Here is a 26,029-nt window from a genome sequence, read left to right as displayed (position 1 = left end):
TCACGGTACCGTTGGCAAGCGTGACGTCCGAATTCGCCGCCGCGGCACAGCCCGCGCTCGCTCTGCTTCCGGATTGGCTGAATCCGGAGAACATCGTCTCTGGTCTCGGCCCGTTCGCGCTGATCGGCGTCTGCCTGATCATCTTCGCCGAATGCGGTCTGCTCATCGGCTTCTTCCTGCCGGGTGACTCGCTGCTGTTCGTGACCGGCATGTTCGTCGCCATCGGCGCGATCAACACGCCGATCTGGCTGGTCTGCGTGCTGCTGGCGGTGTGCGCCTTCGTCGGGAACGTGACCGGGTACTGGATCGGGCGCAAGGTCGGCCCGGCGATGTTCAACAAGCCCGACTCGAAGCTGTTCAAGCGCGAGCACGTCGACAAGACGCACGCCTTCTTCGAGAAGTACGGCGCCCGCGCGATCATCCTGGCCCGCTTCGTGCCGATCGTCCGCACGTTCATCACGGCGGTGGCCGGCATCGGTCAGATGGACCAGAAGAAGTTCTTCAGCTACTCGGCCATCGGTGGTGTGGCCTGGATCCTGAGCATGACGCTGCTCGGGTTCTTCCTGGGCAACATCCCGTGGATCCGGAACAACATCGAGGCCATGGCCATCGTCATCGTCGTGATCTCGATCGTGCCGATCATCATCGAGTACATCAAGGGACGCCGCGAGAAGGCCCGCGAAGCGGCCTGACGGAACCCTCGAAAGAAGAGCCGGCACCCACTCGGGTCCGGCTCTTCTTTCGCATCAGGGGCGATTTTGGTCCGAACTGACCGGGCATCGACGGTTCGGACCCGAAGCCCTCACCACGCCAAGCCGAGGTCGGCGTGCTGCTGCACCCAGGTGTGCATGACGACGCCCGCGGCGACCCCGGCGTTGATCGATCGGGTGGAGCCGAACTGCGCGATGGAGACCACCAGGTCGGCCTCGCGGCGGGACTCCTCGTGCAGGCCGGGCCCCTCCTGGCCGAACAGCAGCACGCACCGGCGCGGCAGCTCCGCGCGCTCCACCGGGATCGCGCCCGGCGTGTTGTCCACCGCCACGACCGCCAGGTCCGCTTCTCGCGCCCACGCGCTCAGCGACTCGACGTCCGGGTGGTGGTGCACGTGCTGGTACCGGTCGGTGACCATCGCGCCGCGCCGGTTCCAGCGGCGGCGGCCCACGATGTGCACCGCCTCCGCCAGGAACGCGTTGGCGGTGCGCACAACCGTGCCGATGTTGTGGTCGTGCTGGAAGTTCTCGATGGCCACGTGGAACTCGTGCCGCCGCAGGTCCAGGTCGGCGACGATCGCCTCCCGCCGCCAGTACCGGTAGTGGTCGACGACGTTGCGGCGGTCACCGTGCTCCAGCAGCTCCGGGTCGTAGCGGTCGTCGTCCGGCCAGGGGCCCTCCCACGGGCCGACGCCGACGCTGGTGCCCCACTCGGTGGGCCCGACGTCCTCGCTCACGCCAGTCCGAGGTCGGACAGCCCCAGCAACGTGCGGTAGGGCAGCCCCGCTTCCTCGATGGCCTCGCGAGCCCCGGTGTCGCGGTCGACGACGGTCGCCACGCCGACCACCTCGGCGCCCGCCTCGCGCAGCGCCTCGACGGCGGTGAGCACGCTGCCGCCGGTGGTCGAGGTGTCCTCCACGGCCAGCACCCGCCTGCCGGTGATGTCCGGTCCCTCGATCTGGCGCTGCATGCCGTGGGCCTTGGCGGACTTGCGCACCACGAAGCTGTCCAGCGCGGGACCGTCGGCGTGCATCATGGCCGCGGCGACCGGGTCGGCGCCCAGGGTCAGCCCGCCGACGGCGGTGTAGTCCCAGTCAGCGGTGATCTGCCGCAGCAGACTCCCGATCAGCGGGGCCGCCTGGTGCTGCAGGGTCGCCCGGCGCAGGTCCACGTAGTAGTCGGCCTCCTTGCCGGAGGACAACGTCACCTTGCCGTGCACCACCGCGAGCTCCTTGACCAGTCGGGCCAGTTCGGAGCGCTGCTTCTCGTTCACCACGAGAACCGAGGATAGTTCTCAGGTCCGGCCGGGAACGGTGCGGGTGACCACCATGCGCTGCAGCTTCTTCGGGATCAGCCGTCCGATGGCGACCAGCGCCTTGTACTGGGCGCCCGGGATCGACACCGCCTTGCCCGCGCGGAGGTCGGCCAGCGACTCGTGCACGACCTGGTCGGCCTGCAGCCAGAAGGCGCGCGGCAGCCTGCTCATCTCCAGCCCGGCGCGCTCGTGGAACTCGGTCCGGGTGAACCCGGGGCACAGCACCATGACGCGCACCCCGGTGCCCGCCAGGGACGTCGCCAGGCCCTCGGAGAAGGCGATCACGTACGCCTTGGTGGCGGCGTAGGTGGAGCCGGAGACGGTGAAGAACCCGGCCACGCTGCCCACGTTGATCACGTCGCCGCGTCCGCGCTCGCGCATCGTCCGCACCGCCGCGTGGGTCAGCTCCAGCACCGCCGCGACGTTGACGTCCAGCTGCTGCCGCAGCACCTCGGGCGCGAGGTCCCAGAAAGCTCCGCCGGTGCCGAACCCGGCGTTGTTGACCAGCACGTCCACCGGCCTGGTCGCGTCGCTGAGGCGCTCGGCGACCTTCGCCCGCTGCGCGGCGTCGGACAGGTCCGCGGGCAGGATCTCGACTCGCACGTTGTGCCTGGTCTGCAGCCGGTCGGCGAGCTCTTCGAGCCGCTCGGTGTCGCGCGCGACCAGGACCATGTCGTGACCTTCGGCGGCCAGCCGACGAGCGTAGGTGCGGCCGATACCCGCGGTGGCACCGGTGACGAGTGCGGTAGGCATATCCCGAACCTACCGGTCTCGAAAACCATCGGCTGAGGTCGGCTTGCTCAGCGGTGCGGATGGGGGACGGCTGCGCCGCTTGACCTACTGGATGTGCTGCGAGGTCTCTTCCGCCTCGGTCTCGGTCGGCGCGTCGTTGGGGTCGCTGTCGAACGGGTCGACCAGGTCGGCGAGGTCGCCGAGATCGCGCAGCAGGCGCTCCAGGCGTGCCGGGTCGGCGTCGGCCGGGTGCATCGCGGCCAGCACCCAGTCGTTCTCCAGCCAGACCACGGTGACGTCCTGGCCGATCTCCTCGGTGGCGTCGACCAGGTCGGCGGTGACCAGCGGGCGGGCCGAGGCGACCTCGGTGACGAAGGCGTAGCGCGAACCGACCGGCCCCAGCAGGTCCAGCCCGGAGTCCTGGGGCACCGGCACGTCCGGCAGCCACAGCTCGATGGTCGCCGGGGTCGTGCGGCGGCAGCGCACGCCCACCAGGACGGCGACGGTCTTGCCCGCGGCATCCAGGTCCAGCACGTAGACCTGACGACGGCCGTCGGCGGTGAACGTCGAGCCCGCCACCACGTCCATCGCGGTCGTCGCGCCGTACTGGGCGAGCACACCGCGCTCCCACCGCGTCGGCAGGACGCGGTCCACTTCGGCGAACTGCCAACCGCGCAGCGCCGCCCAGCGACGCCGCTCCCGGTTGTTGGAGGTGCGCTGCGATCGGTCGGAGATCAGCAGCGCGACGCCGGCGACGATCGCGACGACGGCGACGAGGAACCAGAGCCACGCAGGTATGCCCACACCGGGCAGGGTAGTCCGAACATCGCGGAACTCGAAGATCACCTGCGCATCGGAATCCGAACCGCTCGTTCGGTTGACCTTGACGTGCGAAAACCGCGAACCGGTCGGATCACTCGGCGCGGTTGTCGCAGAGAGCTCGCCACTCGGCCGTGTCGGGCGCCGGACCGCGCAGGGCGGCGCCGTCGGCGCGGAGGCCCTCCAGGACCAGGCCGAGGTAGCGGGCGCGGAGCTCGGCGCGACGGGACTCGGTCGTCGGCAGCGACGGGTTGAGGTGCTTGAACAGCAGCAGGACGTCGGTCCAGTCGACGTCGGCGCGGAGCTCTCCGGCCAGTTTGGCGTCGTCGACCAGTGCCTCGATCACCTCGGCGACGCGCTGCTGCAGGTCGCGGAACTCGACCGAGAAGGTGTGCCGCTTCTCCAGCTGCGGCAGCACGGTGCCGATGCCCGAGCCCTCCCGCAGGCAGCGGTGCATGAAGCGGCTCAGCGCCCGCCACGGATCTCTCTCCTCGGCGCGCGCGGCCTCGGCCTCATCGATGACCAGGCGGAACGCCGCGATGCGCACCTGCTCGACGAGCTCGGCCTTGCTCGGGTAGCGGCGGTAGATGCTGGCCACGCCGACCCCGGCGCGCTTGGCGACCTCGGCCATCGGAGCGGCCATCCCGTGCTCGGCGAAGACCTCCCGGGCGGCTCGGATGACGGCGTCGTCGTGCCGAGCGGTCGTTGCTGTGGCCATGCGCACAAGGCTACGCCCGCGCGGAATGGTTCGTTCCGCTAAGAGGTTGTCGTTGTCCGGACACCCCGAACCCGACCGAAGAGGAAATCCATGACCACCGAACTGGCACGCCCGAGCCTCACGCGCGAGCGCGGGTTGTCACGTTCCGGCTCGTTCTGGTTCATCGGCGGGATCTACGCCCTGTTCCTGATGGCCTCCACCGCCCCCTCCCCGATGTACTCGATCTACCAGCACCGGTGGGGGTTCACCAACACCGTCCTGACGGAGGTGTTCGCCTCCTACGCGGTGGCGATCCTGGTGGCGCTGCTGCTGTGCGGGTCGCTGTCGGACCACATCGGGCGACGCCCGGTGCTGATCGGGGCGCTGGTGGTGGAGATCGCCGCGGTGCTGGTGCTCGCGCTGGCCACCGGCGTCGGCGGGCTGTTCGCCGGCCGCGTGCTGCAGGGGCTGGCCACGGGTGCGGCGACCAGCGCGATCAGCGGTGCGCTGCTGGACTTCCAGCGCCCCGGATCCAGCCAGGGCTCGCTGGTCAACGGGGTCGCGGCGGCGCTGGGCATGGCGGGCGGATCGCTGCTGTCGGGAATCCTGGTGCAGTTCGTCCCGGGGCCGACGCTGACCAGCTACCTGCTGCTCGCCGCCGGTTTCGCGGTGGCGATCCCGATCGTGCTCGCCATGCCGGAACCGGTGGCGAAGATCAGCTCGATCGGGGAGGCGCTGCGCCCGCGCCGGCCGGTCGTCCCGGCGGGCCAGGGCGCTCGGTTCGCGCTGATGTCGACCATGGTGCTGGCCTCGTGGATCGTCGGCGGGATGTTCATGTCGCTGGCCCCGTCGGTGGCCAAGGGCATGGTGCACGACCTCCCGAACCTGATCAGCGGGCTTCCGGTGGCGGTGCTGGCCGGGGTCGGTGGGCTCACCCAGCTGCTGCTGGCCCGCTGGGCCGCCGAGCGAGCGGTGCGGGTCGGAGCGGTGCTGATGATCATCCCGATGGCGGGGATCGCGACCGCTGTGCTGTCCCACCACGCCGACCTGTTCTTCGCGGCCACCGCCGTGCTCGGCGTCGGCTGGGGGCTGATGTTCATGGGCGCCTTCCGGATGCTCACCGGCCTGGCGGCCCCGCACCAGCGCGCGGGCACGGCGGCGATGATCTACGTCGTCGCCTACCTGTCGGCCACGGTCCCCGCGGTCGTGCTCGGCTACATCAGCACCATCACGGATCTGACCACCGCCACCCTGGTCTTCACCGCGGCGGCCTCCCTCTTCGCCGCGATCGCAGCCCTGTCCACCTTTCGCCGTTGAGACCAGGGTGATTCGAATTTCGCGCGAAATTCGAGCCCGAACTTCGGCATTCAGATTTCGCGCGAAATTCGAATCATTCACCCGAACGTGAGGTCAGTTCGCGGGTTCGACGGTGAGGGCGTCGTTGTCGTCGGTGACGTCGATGCGGACCTTGTCGCCCTCGCGGATGTCGCCCGCGAGGAGCTTGCGGGCCAGCTGGTCGCCGATGGCCGACTGCACCAGGCGGCGCAGCGGACGAGCGCCGTAGATCGGGTCGAAACCGTTGAGCGCCAACCAGTCCCGCGCCGCCGGCTGGACGTCGAGGCTCAGCCTCCGCTGCGCGAGCCGCTTGGCCAGCCGGTCCACCTGGATGTCCACGATGGACGTGAGCTCCTCGGTGTTGAGCTGGTGGAACACCACGACGTCGTCGAGCCGGTTGAGGAACTCGGGCTTGAAGTGCGCGCGCACCACCGACATCACGGCCTCGTCGCGGTCCCGCTCGCCGAGGTTGGGATCGGCGATGGCCTGCGACCCGAGGTTGGAGGTCAGCACCAGGATCGTGTTGCGGAAGTCGACCGTGCGGCCCTGCCCGTCGGTGAGCCGCCCGTCGTCGAGGACCTGCAGCAGCACGTCGAAGACGTCGGAGTGGGCCTTCTCGACCTCGTCGAACAGCACCACCGAGTAGGGCCTGCGGCGGACCGATTCGGTGAGCTGACCGCCCTGGTCGTGGCCGACGTAGCCGGGCGGGGCGCCGACCAGGCGGGCCACCGAGTGCTTCTCGGAGTACTCGCTCATGTCGATGCGGATCATCGACCGCTCGTCGTCGAACAGGAAACCGGCCAACGCCTTGGCCAGCTCGGTCTTGCCGACCCCGGTCGGGCCCAGGAACAGGAACGATCCGGTCGGCCGGTCCGGGTCGGAGACACCGGCGCGGGTGCGCCGGACCGCGTCGGAGACCGCGCGCACCGCTTCGGACTGGCCGACGACGCGGGCGCCGAGGGCGTCCTCCATCCGCAGCAGCTTGGTGGTCTCGCCCTCCATCAGGCGACCCGCGGGGATGCCGGTCCAGGCGCTGACGACGTCCGCGACGTCGTCAGCGGTGACCTCCTCCTGCAGCATCGCCTTGCGCTCGGTCTGCGCGTGGGTGGCCGTGTCGAGTTCCTTCTCCAGCGCGGGGATTCGCCCGTAGCGGAGTTCGGCGGCCTTGCCGAGGTCGCCGTCGCGCTCGGCGCGCTCGGACTCCCCGCGCAGCTGTTCCAGCTGAGTCTTCAGATCGCGGACCTTGTCGATGGACTCCTTCTCCTGCTGCCAGCGCGCGGTGAGCTCGGAGAGCTTCTCGCGCCGGTCGGCGAGCTCGGCGCGCAGCGCGGCGAGCCGTTCGACCGAGGCCGGGTCGGTCTCCTTGGCCAGCGCCATCTCCTCGATCTCCAGCCGGCGCACGGCGCGCTCGACCTCGTCGATCTCCACCGGGCGCGAGTCGATCTCCATGCGCAGCCGGGACGCCGCCTCGTCGACGAGGTCGATGGCCTTGTCCGGCAGGAAGCGGGCGGTGATGTAGCGGTCGGACAGGGTCGCGGCGGCCACCAGGGCGCCGTCGGTGATCCGGACGCCGTGGTGGACCTCGTAGCGCTCCTTGAGCCCGCGCAGGATCGCCACGGCGTCCTCGGGGCTGGGTTCGCCGACGAGCACCTGCTGGAAGCGGCGTTCCAGCGCGGCGTCGGTCTCGATGTGCTCGCGGTACTCGTCGAGCGTGGTCGCACCGACCATGCGCAGCTCGCCGCGCGCGAGCATCGGTTTGATCATGTTGCCCGCGTCCATCGAACCGTCACCGGTGGCACCGGCGCCGACGATGGTGTGCAGCTCGTCGATGAAGGTAATCACCTGACCGGCGGATTCGGTGATCTCCTTGAGCACCGCCTTGAGCCGCTCCTCGAACTCGCCCCGGTACTTCGCGCCGGCCACCATCGAACCGAGGTCGAGCGAGACGACCCGCTTGCCGCGCAGCGATTCGGGCACGTCACCTGCGACGACCCGCTGCGCGAGGCCCTCCACGATGGCGGTCTTGCCGACGCCGGGCTCACCGATGAGCACCGGGTTGTTCTTGGTCCGCCGGGACAGCACCTGCACGACGCGGCGGATCTCGGCGTCGCGGCCGATGACCGGGTCGAGCTCACCGGCGCGGGCGCGCTCGGTGAGGTCCTGGCCGTACTTCTGCAGCGCTTGGTAGGTGCCTTCGGGATCGGCGCTGGTCACGCGGGCCGAGCCGCGCACGTTGGCGAAGGCCTCCCGCAGGGCGTCGGGGGTGGCGCCGTGCTTGCGCAGCAGGTCGGCGACGCGGCCGCCCTCGGCGGCCAGGCCGACCAGCAGGTGCTCGGTGGAGACGTACTCATCGCCCATCTCGGTGGCCAGGCGTTGCGCGCGGGTGAGCGCCTTGACGGCCTCGCCCGACAGCTGCGGGGCGCCGACGGTGCTGCCGGTGGCGGCGGGCAGCGAGTGCGTCAGCGAGTCGAGCTCGCGCCGCACGTCGGCGACGTCCGCCCCGACGGCGGTGAGCAGCGGTGCCGTCAGCCCGTCACCTTGCGCGAGCAGGGCGCCGAGCACGTGCGCGGGGCCTACGTCCGGGTTCCCGGCCATCGTCGCGGCCTGAACCGCGGAGGAGATCGCCTGCTGAGTCTTCGTCGTCGGGTTGAACGCGTCCATTCCTCACCTCGTGCCGCTTGTCGTGCCTGGTCGTCCCGCTTGTCGGCAGCAGACTCCACACGTCCAACATAACAAAAGTTGAGCGCCTTCCGCTCAAGCTCAGTTTCACACTAGGTTTCTTTTTTCACACGGCGTAAACATAGGTCTGACCAATCGGACCAACCTTCCGCAGATTGTTACGCACAGTGCTTGCTTTCAGGGGTTTTGCTCGCTTTGCTATTGCGCCATGACCTACACCTTGGGGACACCACCGCCGGACGGCGAACTCGTCCTTGCGGCCGATGCCGGCCCACTCGCCAGCATCGAGGACACCATCAACAACGTCTTCACGCCGATCTCGGAGGCCTTCTCCGGGTTCGTGTTCGGTGAGATCACCGTCCTCGGCGTGAGCTTCCCGTGGATCGTCGCCTGGCTGGTGATCGCCGCGACGGTGTTCACCCTGGTCTTCGGCTTCGTGCAGATCCGGAGCTTCAAGCTCGCTGTCGACCTGGTGCGCGGCAAGTACACCAGCAAGGACGAACCGGGCGAGATCAACCACTTCCAAGCGCTGTCCTCGGCGCTGTCGGGAACCGTCGGTCTGGGCAACATCGCCGGTGTCGGTGTCGCGGTCACCGTCGGCGGCGCGGGTGCGACCTTCTGGATGATCCTCTGCGGCCTGCTCGGCATGGCGACCAAGTTCGTCGAGTGCACTCTCGGGGTGAAGTACCGCGAGATCGACGCGAACGGCAACGTTCACGGCGGTCCGATGCACTACCTGCGCAAGGGCCTCGCCGAGCAGATCCCCAACGCCTTCGGACGGGGCCTGGGCAAGGTGCTCGCCGTACTGGCGGCGATCATGATCCTGCTGTTCGGCGTCGGCGGCGGCAACATGTTCCAGGCCAACCAGACCTTCGCCCAGGTGCGCGACGTCACCGGCGGCGACGAGGGCCTGCTCGGCTCGGACGGTGCCGCGCTGATCTTCGGCGTCATCCTGGCGATCATCGTCGGCTCGGTCGTGGTCGGCGGCATCAAGTCCATCGGCGCGGTGACCAGCAAGCTCGTCCCGGCGATGGCGATCATCTACGTCCTGGCCTCGCTGACGGTCATCGGCGTCAACATCACCGCCGTGCCGGACGCGGTCGTCACGATCGTCCAGGGCGCGTTCACCCCGGAGGCCGGATTCGGCGGTCTCATCGGTGTGCTGATCGTCGGTTTCCAGCGCGCCGCGTTCTCCAACGAGGCCGGTCTGGGCTCGGCGCCGATCGCGCACTCCGCGGTCCGCACCCAGCACCCCGCCACCGAGGGCCTGGTGGCGCTGCTGGAGCCCTTCATCGACACCGTCATCATCTGCACCATGACCGCGCTGACCATCGTCATCGCGCAGCCGCAGCTGTGGGTCGAGGGCCAGAAGGCGGTGCTGGCCGGTGGTGAGGAGCCGGACGGCGTCACGGTGACTTCCGAGGCGTTCGCCAGCGTCCTGCCCTGGTTCCCGTACGTGCTCACCGTGGCGGTCGTGCTCTTCGCCGTCTCCACGATCATCACCTGGGGCTACTACGGCCAGCGCGCGTGGCTGTTCCTGTTCGGCAACACCTCGGTGAGCCGCAACATCTACAACGTGGTGTTCTGCCTGTTCGTGATCGTCGGTTCGGTGCTGAGCCTGAGCAGCGTCATGGACTTCACCGACGCGGTGCTGTTCCTGCTGGCCCTGTTCAACATCATCGGCCTCTACATCATGATCCCGGTGGTCAAGCGGGAGCTGGCCGACTACAAGGCCAAGATCCGCTCCGGCGAGGTCCGCAAGGTCGACTCGAAGTCCGGCGTCTGACCGCGGTGGCGGTGCCGGTTGCGGGGGCAATCCCGGTAAGCGACGAAGTCGCTTCCTCTTTGCCCACCTGAGCAACTGGCACCGCTGAGCAAGCCGATTCCACCTCGGACGCCAAGATGTGAAGAAGCCGTGCGCACCCCCGACGTGCGCACGGCTTCTTCTTTCGAGGAGCGGCCGAGCCAGCCACAGCAGACCGCTCCTGGTCTCATTCCTGCTCGTGCACCACCTGGATGTCGATCTGCACGCGCAGCGTGGTGCCGACGGTGGCGATGCCGCTCTTGAGCGACTGGCTGAACCGCACCGCGAAGTCGTCGCGACGAAGCTGCGCGACCGCCGAGGCCGAGGCCCGGGTGCCGCCCCACTGGTCGGGACCGACTCCGTCGAAGCGGGTGTCCAGCATGACCGGTTTGCTCACGCCGAGCATGGTGAGTTCGCCCGCCAGGTCCCACTTGTCGCCGCCGCGCGGGCGCAGCCCGGTGGAGCGGAAGACGATCTCCGGGTACTCGGCGACGTTGAGGAAGTCCTCGGTGCGCAGGTGGTCGTCGCGCAGCTTGTTGCCGGTGTCGATGGTGTCGGCGTTGATGCGGGCCTCCACCAGCGACTTCTCGATCGGGGCGCCGATGCGCACCTCGCCGGAGAACTCGTTGAAGCGGCCGTGGATGCTGCTCAGGCCCAGGTGCTTGGCGGTGACCTGGATGGAGGAGTGCACGGGGTCGATCCGCCACAACCCGGGGGCGGGCAGATCGGCGCCGCCGACACGGCGGATCTCGACTTCACCGAGGTTGGCGGTCGCGCCCTCGTGCACCAGGGTGGTGCGGGCGACCGGCTCGTGGCCGATCGCGGTGACGATCGCGGTGTAGGCGCCCGCGGCGAGGCCGGAGGCCATCACCGAGCCCTGCGCGTCGCCTTGAGCTCGTGCGACCTGGGTGCCGCTACCGTCGATGACGGTGACCACCGCCTCCGGCACCGGCCAGCCGTCGCTGCCGCGCACCGACGCCGTCACCGCCCCGGAACCCCGGGCGGCGCCGGTCTCGCCGTTGGCGGCCGCGGCCTGCGGTTGGCCGAGATCCATCTGAAAACACTCCTTTGAAGCAGAGCTCGGTCATGATCTTGCTCAGCGGGCGGGCCGACGTCCAGCCGATCCCGCCCGCCGCAGCACGACCGTGACCTCCGGGTGGTGCTGGTGCGACCGGTCAGCCTTCGGGGTAGCCCAGGTCGACGTCGTGCGACATCTCCTGGCCCGTCAGCCGCAGCGAGCCGGCCACCGGCGGATAACCGCTGGCGATCACCGTGTACTCGCCGTCGGGCAGGTCGGTGAAGTGGTAGTTGCCGTCGATGTCGGTGGTCCCCGCGGCCACCACCGCGCCCGAAGCGTCGAGCAGCGTCACCCGCGCGTCCGGCACCGGCACGCCCAGGTTGGCCGACCGGATGACGCCGCTCAGCTGCGCCCCGGTCTGCAGGGCGACGTCGACGCGCACCCGCTCCCCATCGGTGACCACGATCGGGTGGGCCACCGGACGGTATCCGTCCGCGGTGACGGTCAGCGCGTACGAGCCGCCGACCAGGTCGGAGAAGCCGTAGTCGCCGTCGGCGTCGGTGGCGTTGGTGGCCACGACCTCGCCGCGCACGTCGGTGAGCACCACCATCGCGCCCGGCACGCCGACACCGCCGACGTGCACCAGACCGCTGAGCTCACCGGCGCCGAGCAGCTGCACGTCGTGCCGCACCGGGCGGTCGGCCACGACCACCATCGAGGCGGTGGGCTGGTAGCTGCCGCCGGAGGCGATCAGCACGTAGGTGCCACCGTTGTCGACGGCGAAGTCGAACTCGCCGTCGTTGTCGGTGCGCGCCCGCTCCACCTGGCGCCCGTTGGCGTCGGTGAGGGTCAGCACCACGCCGGAAACCGGGGTGCCGATCGAGTCGTGGACGACTCCGTGCACGACCCGCTGCTGGGCGTGCTCCTGGTCCTCCATGAACCGGCCGGTCAGCGCCGCGCCGTTGGAGGCGAACGACGGGATCGACGGCTCGGTCCACGGGCTGGCCTGGGCGGAGTTCGCCTGCGCGCCGTTGTTCCGGCCCTCTTCGTGTGCGGCCACTGAAGCCGTCTCCATTTCCTCGTTGCTTTCGATCGTGGTCCGCAACGGCTTCTCGCGGATGAACAGCACCGCGAGGAAGGTGACCACGGAGATGCACGCCGAGATGAGGAAGATGTCGCCGATGGCATCCCCGTACGCCGCGCGGACGATGGTCTGGATCGGCCCGGGGAGGTGTCCGATGTCCAGCGATCCGGTTCCTCCGCCGGCGGCCGCGGCCTGGGCCGCGCCGGGGATCTTCGCCAGGCCCTCCACGATGTAGTCCTGAACGCGGGTGGCCAGCACCGCGCCTAGCACCGACACACCAGCCGAACCTCCCAAGGTGCGGAAGAAGGTGACGACGGAGGTCGTCGAGCCCATGTCCTTGGCGCTGGTGGCGTTCTGCACCGCCAGCACCAGGTTCTGCATGAGCATGCCCACTCCGGTGCCCATCAGGAAGAGGTAGACCCCCACCAGCACCAGGTTCGTTTCATGATCGACGGTGCTCAGTAGCCCCATCGCAATGATCATCACGATCGAGCCGCCCACGAGGAACGGTTTGGTCTTGCCGGTGTACCGGGAGATGACCTGGCCGCTGACCGTGGAGGAGATGAACAGACCGCCGACCATCGGCAGCGTCATCAGGCCCGCGGTGGTCGGGCTGAAGCTGCGCGCGATCTGGAAGTACTGCCCCAGGAACACCGCGCCGCCGAACATCGCGGTGCCTACCGCGACGGTGCCGATGGTGGCCATCGTGACCGTGGGGTTGCGGAACATCTTCAGCGGCACGATCGGCTCGCTGTGCTTGGACTCGATGATGACGGCGATGATCAGGGCGAGGATGCCGCCACCGACGAAGTAGCCGGTCTCCGGCGAGAGCCAGTCGAAGTTCTTGCCGGCCAGAGAGACCCAGATCAGCAGCAGCGACACACCGCCGACCAGGAACAGCGCGCCGAACCAGTCGATCTTGACCTCGCGCTTGATCACCGGCAGCTTGAGCACCCGGCCGAGCACGATGAAGGCGATGACGGCGATCGGCACGGTGACCCAGAAGCACCAGCGCCATCCCAGCCACGGGGTGTCGACGATGACGCCGCCGACCAGCGGGCCGCTGACGGTGGCCACGGCGAAGGTGGCGCCGATGTAACCGCTGTAGCGACCGCGGTCGCGCGGCGGGACCATCGCGGCGATCACGACCTGGATCAGCGCCTGCAGACCGCCCATGCCGATGCCCTGCAGCGCGCGGAAACCGATCAGGGTCTCCATCGACTGCGCGAAACCGCCGGCCACGGAGCCGATGGTGAAGATGGTGATCGCGATCTGGTACAGCAGCTTCTTGCTGAACAGGTCGGAGAGCTTGCCCCACAGCGGGGTGGAGGCCGTGGAGGTCAGCAGCATCGCCGTGACGACCCAGGTGTACTGGCCCTGGGTGCCGTGCAGGTCGGCGATGATCCTCGGCAGCGCATTGGACACGATGGTCGAGCTGAGGATGGCGACCAACAGCGCCAACATCAGGCCGGACATGGCCTCCAGGATCTGGCGGTGCGACATCGCCTGGTCCTGGGCCGACTCGTGCGGCGCGCTCGGTTGAGTCGACACCGCGGGCGCCGTCTCCGTCGAGCTGGTCATCGAGTTCCTTCCCTCATCCCGGAGTCTGAGTGATCTCCGCTTTCGATCGTGTGGCGGCGGATGTCCGACATCGCGTCGCCGAGCAACCGGGCCAGTTCGCGGACCTTCGTGTCCTCCCAGTCGACCAGCGCCTCGCCGATCCACTCCGCCTTCTTCTGCTCGAGCTCGGCGACGACCCGGTCGCCGAGCTCGGTGGTCCGCAGCAGCGAGACCCGGCGGTCGGCGGGGTCCGGCCGGCGTGTGATCAATCCGGCTTGTTCGAGCTGGTTCACCTGCCGGCTCACCACGGACGCATCGACGATGCGGTGGTGAGCGAGGTCGGAGACCCGGCATTCGCCGCGGTGCACGAGCTCGGTGAGCAGCCCCGCCGCGGCGTAGGGCACCTGGTCGGAGAGCTGCAACCCCCGTTGCAGCGCGACCTGCTTGAGGCCCATCAAGGCGCGAAGTGGCCGGAGCAGCTCACCGCAGGTCTCTGGTGTAGGTCCCATGCGAGCCCATCCTTTTAGTTGCTCTAGGCAACAATAGGACCACTTGGTTGCAGCACGCAACTGAAATCAGGGTGACTCGCACCACGGCCGGTTTTGGCCGTTTTGCCTGATGGGGCACGAGATTCAGCACGCGGAAGCAGGCGTGCCGGGGTGGCCGGAGCCGTCAGATCAGCTGGTCTGGTTCAGCTTGCCGAGCAGTCGGGCGAGGTCCGCCAGGTCCTGCGTGCTCCAGCTGGCGAACTGGCCGTGGAGGTGCTTGCGGCGCTCGGCGCGCACCCGCTCCAGGCGCTCCTGCCCCAGGTCGGAGAGCTGGATGCGGCGGGCGCGGCCGTCGTCCGGGTCGGGCGCGCGCTCCAGCAGCTCCAGGTCGACGAGGGTGGCGATCTGCCGCGAGACGGTGGACTTGTCCAGGCCGGTGCGGCCGGCCAGGTCCATGCCGCGCAGCGGTCCTTCGTTGGCCACCATCAACAACATCGTGTAGGACGCCGGGTCCAGGTCCGGGTGCACCAGCGCGGCGACGTGCGTGGAGAGGTTCCGCGCGTTGCGGAACATCATCACCAGCTCGCGTTCGATCTCCTCGGCCGCTTCGCGGCGCGCGGGGTCCTCCGCGATCTCGTCGTCCTGCTCGCTCACGTCTCTCCCCGCACCTTGCGACCGTTTCGCCCCACTCTAGGGAGCACGCCCGCAACGCAGAGCACCAGCCCGAGAACCAGTCAACCCGATTTCCAACCGGACGACCGGCTCGCCAATACCCGGACGTCAGGCAAGTGACGAAGTCGCTTTCTCTTTCACCACCTGAGCAACCTGCACCGCCGGGGGTTCTGAGCGGCTGCGTGGTGAATACGCCGCAACGCCGCGTACTCACATACTCAAGGAGTGGCGCGCGGAGTCCACGAAGCCGCTCAGGTTCCCCCACCCGCACCGCTAAGCAAACCGGCCAGGATCAGCTCATGACTTCGTGCCAGGGGCGGGGCATTCCCTTGGCGCTGAAGTAGTCGCCACCCTTGCGCTTCACATCGTCCGTGCCCCAGGTGCGTTCCCGCAGGACAGGCATCATCCGGGGGATGTGCTTGCGGCAGTGGATGTAGGCCTCCTCGACCTGCACCACCACCCAGCGCTCGGGCGTGCGGCCCCGATCGAACTCCGAGGGCAGCGCTGGGTAGATGCCGCGCAGGTCGGAGTCCTCGACGATGCGGGCCTTGCCGTTGACGTGCAGGCCGATCAGGTCGGTGACGAAGTCCACCAGGAGGATGCCGACGTGCGGGTTCTCGCTGATGTTGCCGAGGCTGGCCATCACCCCGTTGCCCCGGTACTCCGGGTAGCAGACGTGCTGGTCGTCGAGGACCTCGATGAAGCCGGGCGGTCCTGCCCGCAGGCTGGAATCGCACTCGCCTCGGGCGTCGGAGGTGGCCACGAAAGCCAGCTCCATGCGCCCGATGAACGCCTTCATCTCGTCGTTGAGCCTGTCCAGCACCTGGTCGTCGTAGAAGCGTCGGGCCCGCTTCTCGGTGCCGTAGGCGCTCTGGAGCAGGTGCTCACCGGCCGATCCGGGCAGAGTCGGGGTTTCCTGCCAAAACGGGTCGGTGAGCTGCGACTCGGATAATCGGGCGGGGGTCGGGACGGGGGGCGCTGTGCTGTCGGACAGCTCTAGGTCCAGCATGGCATCGGGAGCCACGCCGACCGGATTGACGTGATCGGGGGTCACGGCGGACCACCGTGTCATGTCGCCCTGTCCGGTAACAGCCTCGCCACTAGCTTTCCCCCGACCGATTGATGGATTATCTACGTGAAGTAGTTACAAAGCACTCGAAAGTGCCATCAAGGCAGACGTACGCCCGATCAGGGGTTAGGGTCGCCCCTGATGTCGGGGAACGTTTGCAGGTAGCGGTTGCGCCCACCCCAGGTGCCTGCCGCCAACGTGGAGAAGACTGCGCCCGAAACGATGACGAACGCCGTACTGAGCCCCGGTCCGCCCCCGAACAACGAACCGTCCAACTCCGGTGTGAGCAAGATGGTTCGACTCATCCGCGAGAGCTACGCGGTGGTCGAACCGCACTCAGACGAGGTGGCGAAGTTCTTCTACGGCACCTTGTTCAGCATCGCGCCGCACACGCGCGAGCTGTTCGCCGCCAACATGGAGGTGCAGCGCAGCCGTCTGCTTCGGGCGCTCGTGCACGTCATCCAGATGGTCGACAAGCCCGACGAGCTGCTCCCGTTCTTGCAGCAGCTGGGTCGCGATCACCGCAAGTTCGGTGTCGTCACCCAGCACTACGAGGCGGTCGGCACCGCACTGCTGGCAGCCATCAAGCGCTTCGCCGGTGACAGCTGGACCGACCAGGTCGAACGCGCCTGGGCGGAGGCCTACACGGTCATGGCCTCGGCGATGACCGAAGCGGCGGCCGCCGACGACGGTCCCGCCTGGTACACCGGCCAGGTCCTGCACCACGAGCGGCTGAGCTGGGATCTCGCCGTGGTCCGCGTGCAGACCGATCACCCCGTGCCCTACGCGCCCGGCCAGTACGTCAGCGTCGAGGTCCCCCAGCGGCCCCGGATGTGGCGGTACCTGTCGCCGGCGAACGCGCCCAGCGACGACGGCGTGATGGAGTTCCACGTCCGCTCCGTCGATGGCGGTTGGGTCAGCCGTGCGCTGGTCGGCCACGCGCAGCCCGGTGACCAGTGGCGGATCGGCTCGCCGATGGGGCGGCTGACCGTCGACCGGGAGAACTCGCCGGACGTCCTGATGATCGCCGGCGGTACCGGCGTCACGCCGCTGCGCGCGATCATCGACGACCTCGCCCAGTACGGCGAGAACCCGCGCGTGCAGCTCTTCTACGGCGGACGCACCCGCGACGACCTCTACGACCTTGAGAACCTCCGCCGCATCGCGATGCACAACCCGTGGCTGACGATCACGGCCGTGCTGGAGAACGACCCCAACGTCGAGGGGGTCGAGCACGGCACGATCGCCGACGTCGTCTCCCGCTACGGGGCCTGGGAGGGCTGGGACGTGCTGGTCTCCGGTTCTCCGGCGATGATCCGCGCCACCGTCTCGAAGATGCTGGTCGCGGGCACCACCCTCGACAACATCCGCTACGACCCATTTACCTTGGACTGAGTCGTCTTGCTCAGCGGTGCCGGTGGGGGAACCTGAGCGGCTCCGTGGACTCCGCGCGCCACTCCTGATGCATGCCGCTTACCCAGGGGGTGGACATCGGCGTCGCGGCGTGCTCGCCACGAAGCCGCTCAGAACCCCCGGCGGTGCCGGTTGCGCAGGTGGGGTGAGGAGGAAGCGGCTTCGCCGCTTGGCTGACGTGAAGAAGGGCGTCTCCCCTGGTGGGAGACGCCCTTCTTCACGTTCACGGGGTTACCGCTTGCGGTTGGGTTTCCAGACGACCAGCGCGGTCTCCTGGCGCACCGGGACCAGGTCTCGGCGGTAGGAGGCGTGGATCTGGGCCGCTGCCGATTCCGCCGCCGCGTAGGCCGCCGCGACCTCCTCGGTGAGCTCGGTGACCTTGGCCTGCAGCGCGTCGACCTGGTTCTCCAGATCGATGATGCGCTTGATCCCGGCCAGGTTGACGCCCTCCTCCTGGGAGAGCCGCTGGACTTCGCGCAGCAGCGCGATGTCGCGCAGCGAGTAGCGTCGGCCGCCTGCCGCTGTGCGTCCGGGCGAGACGAGTCCGAGCCGGTCGTAGCTGCGCAGGGTCTGCGCGTGCAGCCCGGACAGCTGCGCCGCCACCGAGATCACGAACATCGGGGTGTCCTCGTTGGAACCGGGCGGGAACGCGAATCCCATCTCCGGTCCGATCCCACCGGGACCCGTCATGCGGCCGGCCATGCTTACCTCCCGAGCAACTCGTTCAGCTCGCTGCGCGGGTCGTGATCGGCGGTGGCCTCGGCGTACTCGGCGAGCGCCTCGGCCGCCTTGCCGTCGAGCTTCGACGGCACCGCGACCTGCAGCGTCACCAGGAGGTCCCCGTTGCCACCGGCCTTCTTGCCCACGCCCTTGCCACGCACCCGGAAAGTCCGTCCGCTGCTGGTTCCGGCGGGAACCTTCAACGTGACCTTCCCGTCCAGGGTCGGCACCGCCAACGTAGTGCCCAGCGCGAGTTCCGGGAAGGTGACCGGGACCGAGATCGTCAGGTCATCACCGGATCGTCCGAACACCTTGTTGCCGTTGACGTGCACCACGACGAACAGATCACCCGAGGTGGCACCTTGACGTCCGGGCTCGCCCTGTCCCGCCAGCCGGATCCGCTGCCCGTCGTCCACTCCTGGCGGGATGCGCACGGTCAGCGTCCGAGTGCGGGTGCTGATGCCCTCACCGGCGCAGTCCTCGCACGGGCTGTCGATGATCTGGCCGCGTCCCCGGCAGTCCGGGCACGGCTCGCTGAACGCGAACGCGCCCTGGTTGCGGGTGACCAGACCGGCTCCGCCGCAGGTGGAGCAGCCGCGCGGCCGGGTTCCGGGCTTGGCGCCCGAGCCCCGGCAGGTCTGGCAGGTCGCCGGGCTCGACAGCCTCAACGGCACCGTGGCACCGCGCACCGCCTCGTAGAAGTCGATGCGCACCTCGGTCTCGACGTCGGCCCCGCGCCGCGGCCGGCTGGCCGTGGTCGGGCCCGCGCCGCCACCGGGTCGCCGGTTGCCGAACAACCCGCCGAACAGGTCGCCCAGGCCACCGGCCCCCTGCTGACCGCCGAAGAGATCACCGAGGTCGAAGCCGCCACCGGCACCGCCGGGACCGCCGAAGCCGCCCGGAGCGCCGAAGCCACCGCCCGCACCGCCGAGCCCGCCGGCTCCGAAGAGCCGCCGGGCCTCGTCGTACTGCTTGCGCTTGTCGGGGTCGGACAGCACCCCGTAGGCCTCGGACACCGCCTTGAACTTGGACTCGGCCTGGGCGTTGCCGGGGTTGGCGTCGGGGTGGTTCTCCCGAGCCAGCTTCCGGTACGCCTTCTTGATGTCCTCGGATGAAGCATCGGAGGAGACGCCCAGCTCAGCGTAGAAATCCTTGTCGAGCCATTCCCTGGCACTCACCGGACGCTCCTCCTTCCGCTCATGGTCACTCTTGTTCGGTGGACTCGCCGGACTGGTCGGCACCGGCCTCGGACGCGGTGTCCCCGTCGGCCTCGTAGTCGGTGACCGCGACCATCGCCGGGCGCAGCACCCGCTCGCCGAACCGGTAGCCGCGGCGCATCACGGTGGTGACCGTGGGGCCGGAGACCTCCGACGAGGTGGTGTGCTGGACGGCCTCGTGCACCGACGGGTCGAACTCGTCGCCCTCGGCCCCGAACGCCTCCAGACCGGAGGAGTTCAGCGCGCCGATGAGCTTGTCGGCCACCGCCTTGAACGCGCCGTTGAGGTCGCCGTGGGCCTCGGCCCGCTCCAGGTCGTCGAGGACGGTCAGCAGGTCGCCGGCCACCGACGCCTTCGCGGCGGCGATCACCGATTCGCGGTCGCGTTCCACCCGCTTGCGGTAGTTCGCGTACTCCGCGGTGACCCGCTTGAGGTCGGCGGTGAGCTCGTCGACCTGCTTCTGCAGGCCGGTGGACTCGCCACCCTGCTCGGGCGAGGCACCGTCGACGGGCAGTTCGGCCGACTCGTCGGCCTGGCCGAACTCCTCGTCGAGGGTGCCGGACATGCTTTCGGCCACCTGAGCCTCGTCTCCGTTCGGAGCAGGGGTCCGGCGCTCACCGGTCTCGGGGTCGATTCGACGCCGATCCCGGACGACCACCGGCTCCTGCTGCTCGCCTTCGTTGCGCGACATTTCGGGCCTGTCCGAAGTCACTTCTTCTTCTCGTCCTCGTCGTCGACGATCTCGGCGTCCACCACGTCGTCGTCCTTGGCCGAGGAGCTGGAGCCCGCGCCGGCCTCACCAGCGGCGTCACCGGCACCCGCGCCGCCCGCGGCGGCGGCACCGGCGTCGGCGTAGAGGGCCTGGCCGAGAGCCTGCGACTCGGTGGCCAGCTTCTCCACGGCGCTGGAGATGGCGTCGACGTCCTCGCCCTTCAGGGCCTCGTTGACCTCGTCGATCGCGCCCTTGACCTTGGTCTTGGTCTCTTCGGGCAGCTTCTCGTCGTTCTCCTTGAGGACCTTCTCGGTCTGGTAGACCAGCGTCTCGGCCTGGTTGCGGGCCTCGGCCTCCTCGCGACGCTTCTTGTCCTCCTCGGCGTGGGCCTCGGCGTCGGAGACCATCCGCTCGATGTCGTCCTTCGGCAGCGCGGAGCCGCCGGTGATCGTCATCGACTGCTCCTTGCCGGTGCCGAGGTCCTTGGCGGAGACGTGCACGATGCCGTTGGCGTCGATGTCGAAGGTGACCTCGATCTGCGGGACGCCGCGCGGCGCCGGCGGCAGGCCGGTCAGCTCGAACATGCCGAGCTTCTTGTTGTGCGCGGCGATCTCGCGCTCGCCCTGGAAGACCTGGATCTGCACCGACGGCTGGTTGTCGTCAGCGGTCGTGAAGGTCTCCGAGCGCTTCGTCGGGATCGTGGTGTTGCGCTCGATCAGCTTGGTCATGATGCCGCCCTTGGTCTCGATGCCCAGGGACAGCGGGGTGACGTCGAGCAGCAGGACGTCCTTGACCTCACCGCGCAGCACACCGGCCTGCAGCGAGGCACCGACGGCGACGACCTCGTCCGGGTTGACGCCCTTGTTCGGCTCGCGACCGCCGGTCAGGTCCTTGACCAGGTCGGACACGGCCGGCATGCGGGTGGAACCACCGACGAGCACGACGTGGTCGATCTCGGAGAGCTTGATGCCCGCGTCGCGGATGACGGACTCGAACGGCTTGCGGCAGCGCTCGAGCAGGTCGGAGGTGATCCGCTGGAACTCGGCGCGGGACAGCGTCTCGTCCAGGAACAGCGGGTTCTTGTCACCGTCGACGGTGATGTAGGGCAGGTTGATGCCCGCGGTCGACGAGGAGGACAGCTCGATCTTGGCCTTCTCAGCGGCTTCCTTGATCCGCTGCATGGCCATGCGGTCCTTGGTCAGGTCGATGCCGTTGGACGACTTGAACTTCTCGACCAGCCAGTCGACGATCCGCTCGTCCCAGTCGTCACCACCGAGGTGGTTGTCACCGGAGGTGGCGCGGACCTCGACGACGCCCTCGCCGATCTCCAGCAGCGAGACGTCGAAGGTACCGCCACCGAGGTCGAAGACCAGGATCGTCTGCTCGGCCTCGCCCTTGTCCAAGCCGTAGGCCAGGGCGGCGGCGGTCGGCTCGTTGACGATGCGCAGCACGTTGAGGCCGGCGATCTGACCGGCTTCCTTGGTCGCCTGGCGCTGGGCGTCCTCGAAGTAGGCGGGGACGGTGATGACCGCGTCGGTCACGTCCTCGCCCAGGTACGACTCGGCGTCGCGCTTGAGCTTCATCAGGACTCGCGCGGAGATCTCCTGCGGCGTGTAGTCCTTGTCGTCGATGCCGACCTTCCAGTCGGTGCCCATGTGGCGCTTGACCGACCGGATGGTGCGGTCAACGTTGGTGACCGCCTGGTTCTTCGCAGGCTGACCGGTGAGGATCTCGCCGTTCTTCGCGAAGGCCACGATGGACGGCGTGGTCCGCGAGCCCTCGGAGTTGGCGATCACCGTCGGTTCACCGCCCTCCAGGACGGAAACGACGGAGTTGGTCGTCCCCAGGTCGATGCCGACCGCTCGCGCCATGGGTGGTTCCTCCAGTACTAGTCCAGTCCGCCCAAGGCCGTCTCCGGCTCTTGAGCCTTGCTCGCTCAAGTTTTACCCACTACCCATGCGCACCGTCAAACGGGTTGAGCAAGGGGCGCTCAAGCTTTCTGCCACTCCAACGCCTGACCAGCCAGATCAGTTCCCCGAAACCCGCCAGGTGACCCACCCGACACGCCGGAGCGCCACCCGTCCCGCCGGGGGTGACGCGATTTCAATGGAAACCAGGATCCCGATTTCAATGGAACTCCGACCCCTGACTTCCATTGAAATCCGGTGCTCCGGCACCGGCCGCAGGGGTGCGGTCACTCCGGGGACGGGACTCCGAGGTGGTCGTGGGGGTGCATGAGGAAGCGGAGGACCGGTTCGAGGTCGTCGGCGGTGGGGGGTTCGTCGGCGATGAGGGCCTGGATGAGCAGGCCGTCGATGCCCGCGATGAAGGCGCTGATGACCGGGTCGCTGCCGCCCGCGCCGTTGTTGATGTTGCCCCGGATGAGTTCGATCCAGCGGCGCGCGGCCGGGCGCAGGGCGGGTCGGCGGGCGGCGAGGAGGTAGAGCTCGTACTCGCCGAGGGTGCGCTCGCGCTGCTCGACGATCATGCGTACGAGCAGTTCGGCGATGGCGCGCGGCCACTGGGTGTTGTCGGTGACCTGCTCGCGGACGGCGTTGATCTGCTCGACGAGCCCTTCGCACCCGTCGAGCAGGCTGGCGACCAGCAGGTCGTCGATGCCGTTGAAGTAGTACGCGATCGACGCCGGCGGGACGCCGGCTTCGCGCGCGACGTTGCGGTGGCTGACCGCGCCGACGCCCTCGCGGGCCACGACTCGCAGCGTCGCGTCGACGATCGCGCGGCGGCGGCGTTCTCCCTTGAGCCGCCGCCCGTCGGTCACCTCTGTCAATGCGCGCCTCCCAGTTCCAGTGCCACCACCCCGCCGATGATGAGCGCGATGCCCCCGACCTGCACCGCGGTGATCGACTCCCCGAGGAACACCGCTCCGATGACGGCGACCAGCGCAACTCCGGCTCCCGCCCAGATCGCGTAGACGACCCCGACGGGCAGTCCGAGCTTGAGCACCGCGCTCATGGCGGTGAACGCGACCGCATATCCAATCACGACCGCCGCGGACGGGACGGGCTTGCTGAAGCCTTCCGACAGCTTCAGCGACACCGTGCCCACCACTTCGCTGCAGATCGCCACCACGAGCAGCAGGTACGCCACGAGACCTCCTCGAATCAACATGGGCGATCGCCCAACTTTTAGGACCTGCGCGTCCCCGGGTCGCGGGAACCAAGGGATCAGCGCTCGGCCGAGGTCGTCGCGCCTCCGCCGTTCGGATCCACCATGCCCCCACCCCCAGGTGCGGATTGATCGATGATGACGTTCACTCGATCAATTACGTGGCGAAAATCGCACAACCATTCATCGGTCCGCCTTGATCGGCACAGCCGCAGCAGTGGAACCGCGGCACGTGCCCACTCCTGCACCGTGCGTTCAACAGCGACAACTCCAGAAACACCCGGGACCCCGGACGACCGCGATCTGGCCGCCACAGCACCAAAATTAGCAGAAAACTGAACGATCGCCCAAGTAGTTTTTCGACCTGGGGTCTCGCAGAATCACCGTCTGTTCCCGAATTCACGCCCCAGCCCCCGTGGTTACCAGCGGGTAACAGGGCGTACGCTCCCCAAACGGACAACCCCCGAAACAGGAGGCCGCGAGCATGGGTGCTGTACAGATCACGCTTGGCGCGATCTCGGTCGCGCTCGGCGTCGTCGCGTGGAGCATGTTCGCCATGACCATCGCCCGATTCGTGCGGATCATCCGCCTCGGGCAACCCGACGGCACCCGGAACGGTCCGGCTCTGGCGCGTCTGGCCACACTGGTCAAGGAGTTCGCCGCGCACACCCGGATGAACAAGTTCCGCAACGTCGGAGTGTGGCACTGGCTGGTCATGTGGGGCTTCCTGCTCGGCTCCCTTGCCCTGTTCGAGGCCTACGGCGAGGTCTTCGTCCCCACCTGGGGCTGGCCGATCCTCGACCACCTGGCGATCTACCACCTGCTGATGGAGATCCTGGGCGTCGGCACGGTCGTCGGCATCCTCGTGCTGATGGCGATCCGCCAGGCCAACCACCCCCGCAAGGCCGGACGGGTCTCCCGCTTCCAGGGCTCCAACTTCACCTGGGCCTACTTCATCGAGGCCGTGGTGCTGATCGAGGGCATCGGCATCCTCGGTGTGCGCGCCGCGAAGTCGGCGCTGGGCGCCCACGAGATCCCGCTGTGGGCCGAGTTCGCCTCCGGCCCGGTCGGCATGCTGCTGCCCGCCAGCGAGAACCTGGTCTCGGTGTTCGCGTTCATCAAGCTGATGAGCGCCACCGTCTGGCTGATCGTCGTCGCCCGCACCATGACCATGGGTGTGGCCTGGCACCGCTTCAGCGCGTTCTTCAACATCTACTTCAAGCGCGAGGACGACGGTGACGTCGCCCTGGGCGCGGTCAAGCCGATGATGTCGGGCGGCAAGCCGCTGGACTTCGAGGAGGCCGACCCCGACACCGACGTGTTCGGCGCCGGCAAGGTCGAGGACTTCTCCTGGAAGGGCTGGCTGGACTTCACCACCTGCACCGAGTGCGGTCGCTGCCAGTCGCAGTGCCCGGCCTGGAACACCGGCAAGCCGCTGTCGCCGAAGCTGATGATCACCCAGCTGCGCGACCACGCCTACGCCAAGGCCCCGTACCTGCTCGCCGGTGGCAGCAAGGACATGGCCGGTGACGAGGTCGGCATCACCGGTGAGGGCGCCGAGGAGAAGCTGGGCAAGATCAACGCGCTGGCGCTGGCCGAGGCCGAGCGCCCGCTCGTGGGCGGTCCGGAGGAGATGGGCGTCATCGACCCCGAGGTGCTGTGGGCCTGCACCTCCTGCGGTGCCTGCGTCGAGCAGTGCCCGGTCGACATCGAGCACGTCGACCACATCGTCGACATGCGCCGCTACCAGGTCATGATCGAGTCGAACTTCCCGACCGAGCTGGGCGGGATGTTCAAGAACCTGGAGAACAAGGGCAACCCGTGGGGCCAGAACGCCAAGGACCGCCTCGCGTGGACCGAGGACCTGGACTTCGAGGTGCCGGTCTTCGACGGTGAGCTCGCCGCCGACGACGAGTACCTGTTCTGGGTCGGCTGCGCCGGTGCCTTCGAGGACCGCGCGAAGAAGACCACCCAGGCCGTCGCCGAGCTGCTGCACATGGCGGGCGTGAAGTACAAGGTGCTGGGCCCGGAGGAGACCTGCACCGGTGACCCGGCCCGTCGCGCGGGCAACGAGTTCATCTTCCAGATGATGGCCCAGCAGAACGTCGAGGTCCTCAACTCGGTGTTCGAGGGCCGCGAGCCGGGCAAGCGCAAGATCGTCGCGACCTGCGCGCACTGCTTCAACAGCCTCGCCAACGAGTACTCCGAGCTCGGCGGTGACTACGAGGTCGTGCACCACACCCAGCTGCTCAACAAGCTGGTTCGCGAGAAGCGCCTGACCCCGGTCGCCCCGGTCGCCGAGGACGTGACCTACCACGACCCCTGCTACCTGGGACGGCACAACAAGGTCTACACGCCGCCGCGCGACCTGGTCGGCGCCGCGGGTGCGACCTTCCGCGAGATGCCACGCCACGCGGACCGCTCCATGTGCTGCGGCGCCGGCGGTGCCCGCATGTGGATGGAGGAGCGCACCGGCAAGCGGATCAACCAGGAGCGCGTCGACGAGGCCCTGGGCACCGCCCCCTCGAAGATCGCCACCGGTTGCCCGTTCTGCAAGGTGATGCTCTCCGACGGCCTGACCGCTCGGAAGAGCGAGAAGGTCGCCAACGAGTCCGTCGAGGTCGTCGACGTCGCCCAGCTGCTGCTCAACGCGGTCAAGCGCGGCGACGACAAGAAGGACGGCGCAGCCGAGGCGGAACCCGCCACCAGCTGACGGTTGTGAGCTGAGAAGGGGGGCGCCCCCCCCCCCGGCGCCCCGCGCGCGGGCGCCGGGCCGGGGGGGGGGGTTAGTACAGCCCCCCCCCCCCCGCGCGGGGGGCCCGCCCCCCCCCCCCCCACGGCGGGGTCGGGTTCCCACTC

The 26,029-nt window shown here is 68.7% G+C and carries 22 protein-coding genes; 5 read left to right on the top strand and 17 right to left on the bottom strand.

The genetic code is table 11. The features are described from left to right. The first annotated feature begins 20 nt into the window (after positions 1 to 20). Positions 21 to 692 (top strand): VTT domain-containing protein, encoded by a 672-nt coding sequence (locus tag AB0J91_RS24430; RefSeq protein WP_363872942.1) that lies wholly within the window; start codon positions 21 to 23, stop codon positions 690 to 692. A 110-nt stretch (positions 693 to 802) separates the two neighbouring features. Here the strand turns inward: AB0J91_RS24430 and AB0J91_RS24425 are convergent, their stop codons facing one another. The 5 genes from AB0J91_RS24425 to AB0J91_RS24405 all read right to left on the bottom strand — a co-directional run bounded on the left by AB0J91_RS24425 (position 803) and on the right by AB0J91_RS24405 (position 4,294). Next, the gene (locus tag AB0J91_RS24425; RefSeq protein ID WP_363872939.1) at positions 803 to 1,447 is read right to left on the bottom strand and encodes an RNA methyltransferase; all 645 of its coding nucleotides are present in this window, start codon (positions 1,445 to 1,447) and stop codon (positions 803 to 805) included. Continuing rightward, complete coding sequence (pyrE, locus tag AB0J91_RS24420; RefSeq protein WP_363872936.1) at positions 1,444 to 1,986, bottom strand: orotate phosphoribosyltransferase; 543 nt, start codon at positions 1,984 to 1,986, stop codon at positions 1,444 to 1,446. Before pyrE ends, AB0J91_RS24425 begins: the two co-directional genes overlap by 4 nt. Positions 1,987 to 2,004: 18 nt before the next feature. After that, positions 2,005 to 2,778, bottom strand: coding sequence for an SDR family oxidoreductase (locus tag AB0J91_RS24415; RefSeq protein WP_363785661.1), 774 nt, complete (start codon positions 2,776 to 2,778; stop codon positions 2,005 to 2,007). An 84-nt stretch (positions 2,779 to 2,862) separates the two neighbouring features. Next, positions 2,863 to 3,555 carry a hypothetical protein gene (locus AB0J91_RS24410; RefSeq protein WP_363873049.1) on the bottom strand — a complete coding sequence of 231 codons (693 nt, stop codon included), beginning with the start codon at positions 3,553 to 3,555 and terminating at the stop codon, positions 2,863 to 2,865. A gap of 115 nt (positions 3,556 to 3,670) precedes the next feature. Further along, positions 3,671 to 4,294, bottom strand: a complete 624-nt coding sequence (locus AB0J91_RS24405; protein WP_363785655.1) for a helix-turn-helix domain-containing protein — start codon at positions 4,292 to 4,294, stop codon at positions 3,671 to 3,673. Between the two features lie 90 nt (positions 4,295 to 4,384). Here AB0J91_RS24405 and AB0J91_RS24400 point away from each other — a divergent pair, with 90 nt between their 5' ends. Next, complete coding sequence (locus AB0J91_RS24400; protein ID WP_363872933.1) at positions 4,385 to 5,590, top strand: MFS transporter; 1,206 nt, start codon at positions 4,385 to 4,387, stop codon at positions 5,588 to 5,590. 93 nt (positions 5,591 to 5,683) lie between these two features. On the opposite strand, the gene clpB is transcribed toward AB0J91_RS24400, so the two are convergent. Beyond that, positions 5,684 to 8,269: an ATP-dependent chaperone ClpB gene (clpB, locus tag AB0J91_RS24395; RefSeq protein ID WP_363872930.1), complete on the bottom strand. Its 2,586-nt coding sequence runs from the start codon at positions 8,267 to 8,269 to the stop codon at positions 5,684 to 5,686. 226 nt (positions 8,270 to 8,495) lie between these two features. Between clpB and AB0J91_RS24390 the strand changes: the two genes are divergently transcribed. Further along, positions 8,496 to 10,073: an alanine/glycine:cation symporter family protein gene (locus tag AB0J91_RS24390; protein WP_363872927.1), complete on the top strand. Its 1,578-nt coding sequence runs from the start codon at positions 8,496 to 8,498 to the stop codon at positions 10,071 to 10,073. A 205-nt stretch (positions 10,074 to 10,278) separates the two neighbouring features. Here AB0J91_RS24390 and AB0J91_RS24385 read toward each other — a convergent pair whose 3' ends face one another. The 5 genes from AB0J91_RS24385 to AB0J91_RS24365 form a co-directional block, all read right to left on the bottom strand. Continuing rightward, positions 10,279 to 11,145: a YceI family protein gene (locus AB0J91_RS24385; RefSeq protein WP_363872924.1), complete on the bottom strand. Its 867-nt coding sequence runs from the start codon at positions 11,143 to 11,145 to the stop codon at positions 10,279 to 10,281. A 121-nt stretch (positions 11,146 to 11,266) separates the two neighbouring features. Further along, the gene (locus AB0J91_RS24380) at positions 11,267 to 13,696 is read right to left on the bottom strand and encodes an MFS transporter (RefSeq protein WP_363873046.1); all 2,430 of its coding nucleotides are present in this window, start codon (positions 13,694 to 13,696) and stop codon (positions 11,267 to 11,269) included. 74 nt (positions 13,697 to 13,770) lie between these two features. Beyond that, positions 13,771 to 14,262 carry a MarR family winged helix-turn-helix transcriptional regulator gene (locus AB0J91_RS24375; protein WP_363872921.1) on the bottom strand — a complete coding sequence of 164 codons (492 nt, stop codon included), beginning with the start codon at positions 14,260 to 14,262 and terminating at the stop codon, positions 13,771 to 13,773. A 168-nt stretch (positions 14,263 to 14,430) separates the two neighbouring features. After that, on the bottom strand, positions 14,431 to 14,895 hold the full coding sequence (locus AB0J91_RS24370; protein ID WP_307870184.1) for a MarR family transcriptional regulator: 465 nt from the start codon (positions 14,893 to 14,895) through the stop codon (positions 14,431 to 14,433). Between the two features lie 310 nt (positions 14,896 to 15,205). Next, entirely contained in the window at positions 15,206 to 15,922 is a 717-nt protein-coding gene (locus AB0J91_RS24365; protein WP_363873043.1) for a pyridoxamine 5'-phosphate oxidase family protein, read from the bottom strand. Between the two features lie 351 nt (positions 15,923 to 16,273). Between AB0J91_RS24365 and AB0J91_RS24360 the strand changes: the two genes are divergently transcribed. Then, positions 16,274 to 17,377 carry an FAD-binding oxidoreductase gene (locus tag AB0J91_RS24360; RefSeq protein ID WP_363873040.1) on the top strand — a complete coding sequence of 368 codons (1,104 nt, stop codon included), beginning with the start codon at positions 16,274 to 16,276 and terminating at the stop codon, positions 17,375 to 17,377. Between the two features lie 249 nt (positions 17,378 to 17,626). On the opposite strand, the gene AB0J91_RS24355 is transcribed toward AB0J91_RS24360, so the two are convergent. The 6 genes from AB0J91_RS24355 to AB0J91_RS24330 form a co-directional block, all read right to left on the bottom strand. Further along, positions 17,627 to 18,055, bottom strand: coding sequence for a helix-turn-helix transcriptional regulator (locus tag AB0J91_RS24355; protein WP_165944488.1), 429 nt, complete (start codon positions 18,053 to 18,055; stop codon positions 17,627 to 17,629). 44 nt (positions 18,056 to 18,099) lie between these two features. Next, on the bottom strand, positions 18,100 to 19,293 hold the full coding sequence (gene dnaJ, locus AB0J91_RS24350) for a molecular chaperone DnaJ (protein WP_210968147.1): 1,194 nt from the start codon (positions 19,291 to 19,293) through the stop codon (positions 18,100 to 18,102). Between the two features lie 25 nt (positions 19,294 to 19,318). Then, entirely contained in the window at positions 19,319 to 20,023 is a 705-nt protein-coding gene (gene grpE / locus AB0J91_RS24345; RefSeq protein ID WP_363872918.1) for a nucleotide exchange factor GrpE, read from the bottom strand. A 17-nt stretch (positions 20,024 to 20,040) separates the two neighbouring features. Next, positions 20,041 to 21,915 carry a molecular chaperone DnaK gene (dnaK, locus tag AB0J91_RS24340; protein ID WP_363872915.1) on the bottom strand — a complete coding sequence of 625 codons (1,875 nt, stop codon included), beginning with the start codon at positions 21,913 to 21,915 and terminating at the stop codon, positions 20,041 to 20,043. Between the two features lie 323 nt (positions 21,916 to 22,238). Further along, positions 22,239 to 22,823: a TetR family transcriptional regulator gene (locus tag AB0J91_RS24335; RefSeq protein ID WP_363873037.1), complete on the bottom strand. Its 585-nt coding sequence runs from the start codon at positions 22,821 to 22,823 to the stop codon at positions 22,239 to 22,241. 5 nt (positions 22,824 to 22,828) lie between these two features. After that, positions 22,829 to 23,152: a multidrug efflux SMR transporter gene (locus AB0J91_RS24330; protein ID WP_363785635.1), complete on the bottom strand. Its 324-nt coding sequence runs from the start codon at positions 23,150 to 23,152 to the stop codon at positions 22,829 to 22,831. A 502-nt stretch (positions 23,153 to 23,654) separates the two neighbouring features. Here AB0J91_RS24330 and AB0J91_RS24325 point away from each other — a divergent pair. Then, entirely contained in the window at positions 23,655 to 25,883 is a 2,229-nt protein-coding gene (locus tag AB0J91_RS24325; RefSeq protein ID WP_363872912.1) for a (Fe-S)-binding protein, read from the top strand. Positions 25,884 to 26,029: the final 146 nt, after the last annotated feature.

This window comes from Saccharopolyspora sp. NPDC049357 (genome assembly GCF_040677225.1).
Lineage (GTDB): Bacteria > Actinomycetota > Actinomycetes > Mycobacteriales > Pseudonocardiaceae > Saccharopolyspora.
This window is presented reverse-complemented; position numbering and strand designations above follow the sequence as displayed.

Coding starts and splice junctions, on each gene's coding strand:
- AB0J91_RS24415 (WP_363785661.1), bottom strand. CDS start 2,778: ATGCCTACCGCACTCGTCACCGGTGCCACCGCGGGTATCGGCCGCACC.
- AB0J91_RS24405 (WP_363785655.1), bottom strand. CDS start 4,294: ATGGCCACAGCAACGACCGCTCGGCACGACGACGCCGTCATCCGAGCC.
- AB0J91_RS24400 (WP_363872933.1), top strand. CDS start 4,385: ATGACCACCGAACTGGCACGCCCGAGCCTCACGCGCGAGCGCGGGTTG.
- clpB (WP_363872930.1), bottom strand. CDS start 8,269: ATGGACGCGTTCAACCCGACGACGAAGACTCAGCAGGCGATCTCCTCC.
- AB0J91_RS24390 (WP_363872927.1), top strand. CDS start 8,496: ATGACCTACACCTTGGGGACACCACCGCCGGACGGCGAACTCGTCCTT.
- AB0J91_RS24385 (WP_363872924.1), bottom strand. CDS start 11,145: ATGGATCTCGGCCAACCGCAGGCCGCGGCCGCCAACGGCGAGACCGGC.
- AB0J91_RS24380 (WP_363873046.1), bottom strand. CDS start 13,696: ATGTCGCACCGCCAGATCCTGGAGGCCATGTCCGGCCTGATGTTGGCG.
- AB0J91_RS24375 (WP_363872921.1), bottom strand. CDS start 14,262: ATGGGACCTACACCAGAGACCTGCGGTGAGCTGCTCCGGCCACTTCGC.
- AB0J91_RS24365 (WP_363873043.1), bottom strand. CDS start 15,922: ATGCTGGACCTAGAGCTGTCCGACAGCACAGCGCCCCCCGTCCCGACC.
- AB0J91_RS24360 (WP_363873040.1), top strand. CDS start 16,274: ATGGTTCGACTCATCCGCGAGAGCTACGCGGTGGTCGAACCGCACTCA.
- AB0J91_RS24355 (WP_165944488.1), bottom strand. CDS start 18,055: ATGGGATTCGCGTTCCCGCCCGGTTCCAACGAGGACACCCCGATGTTC.
- grpE (WP_363872918.1), bottom strand. CDS start 20,023: ATGTCGCGCAACGAAGGCGAGCAGCAGGAGCCGGTGGTCGTCCGGGAT.
- dnaK (WP_363872915.1), bottom strand. CDS start 21,915: ATGGCGCGAGCGGTCGGCATCGACCTGGGGACGACCAACTCCGTCGTT.
- AB0J91_RS24325 (WP_363872912.1), top strand. CDS start 23,655: ATGGGTGCTGTACAGATCACGCTTGGCGCGATCTCGGTCGCGCTCGGC.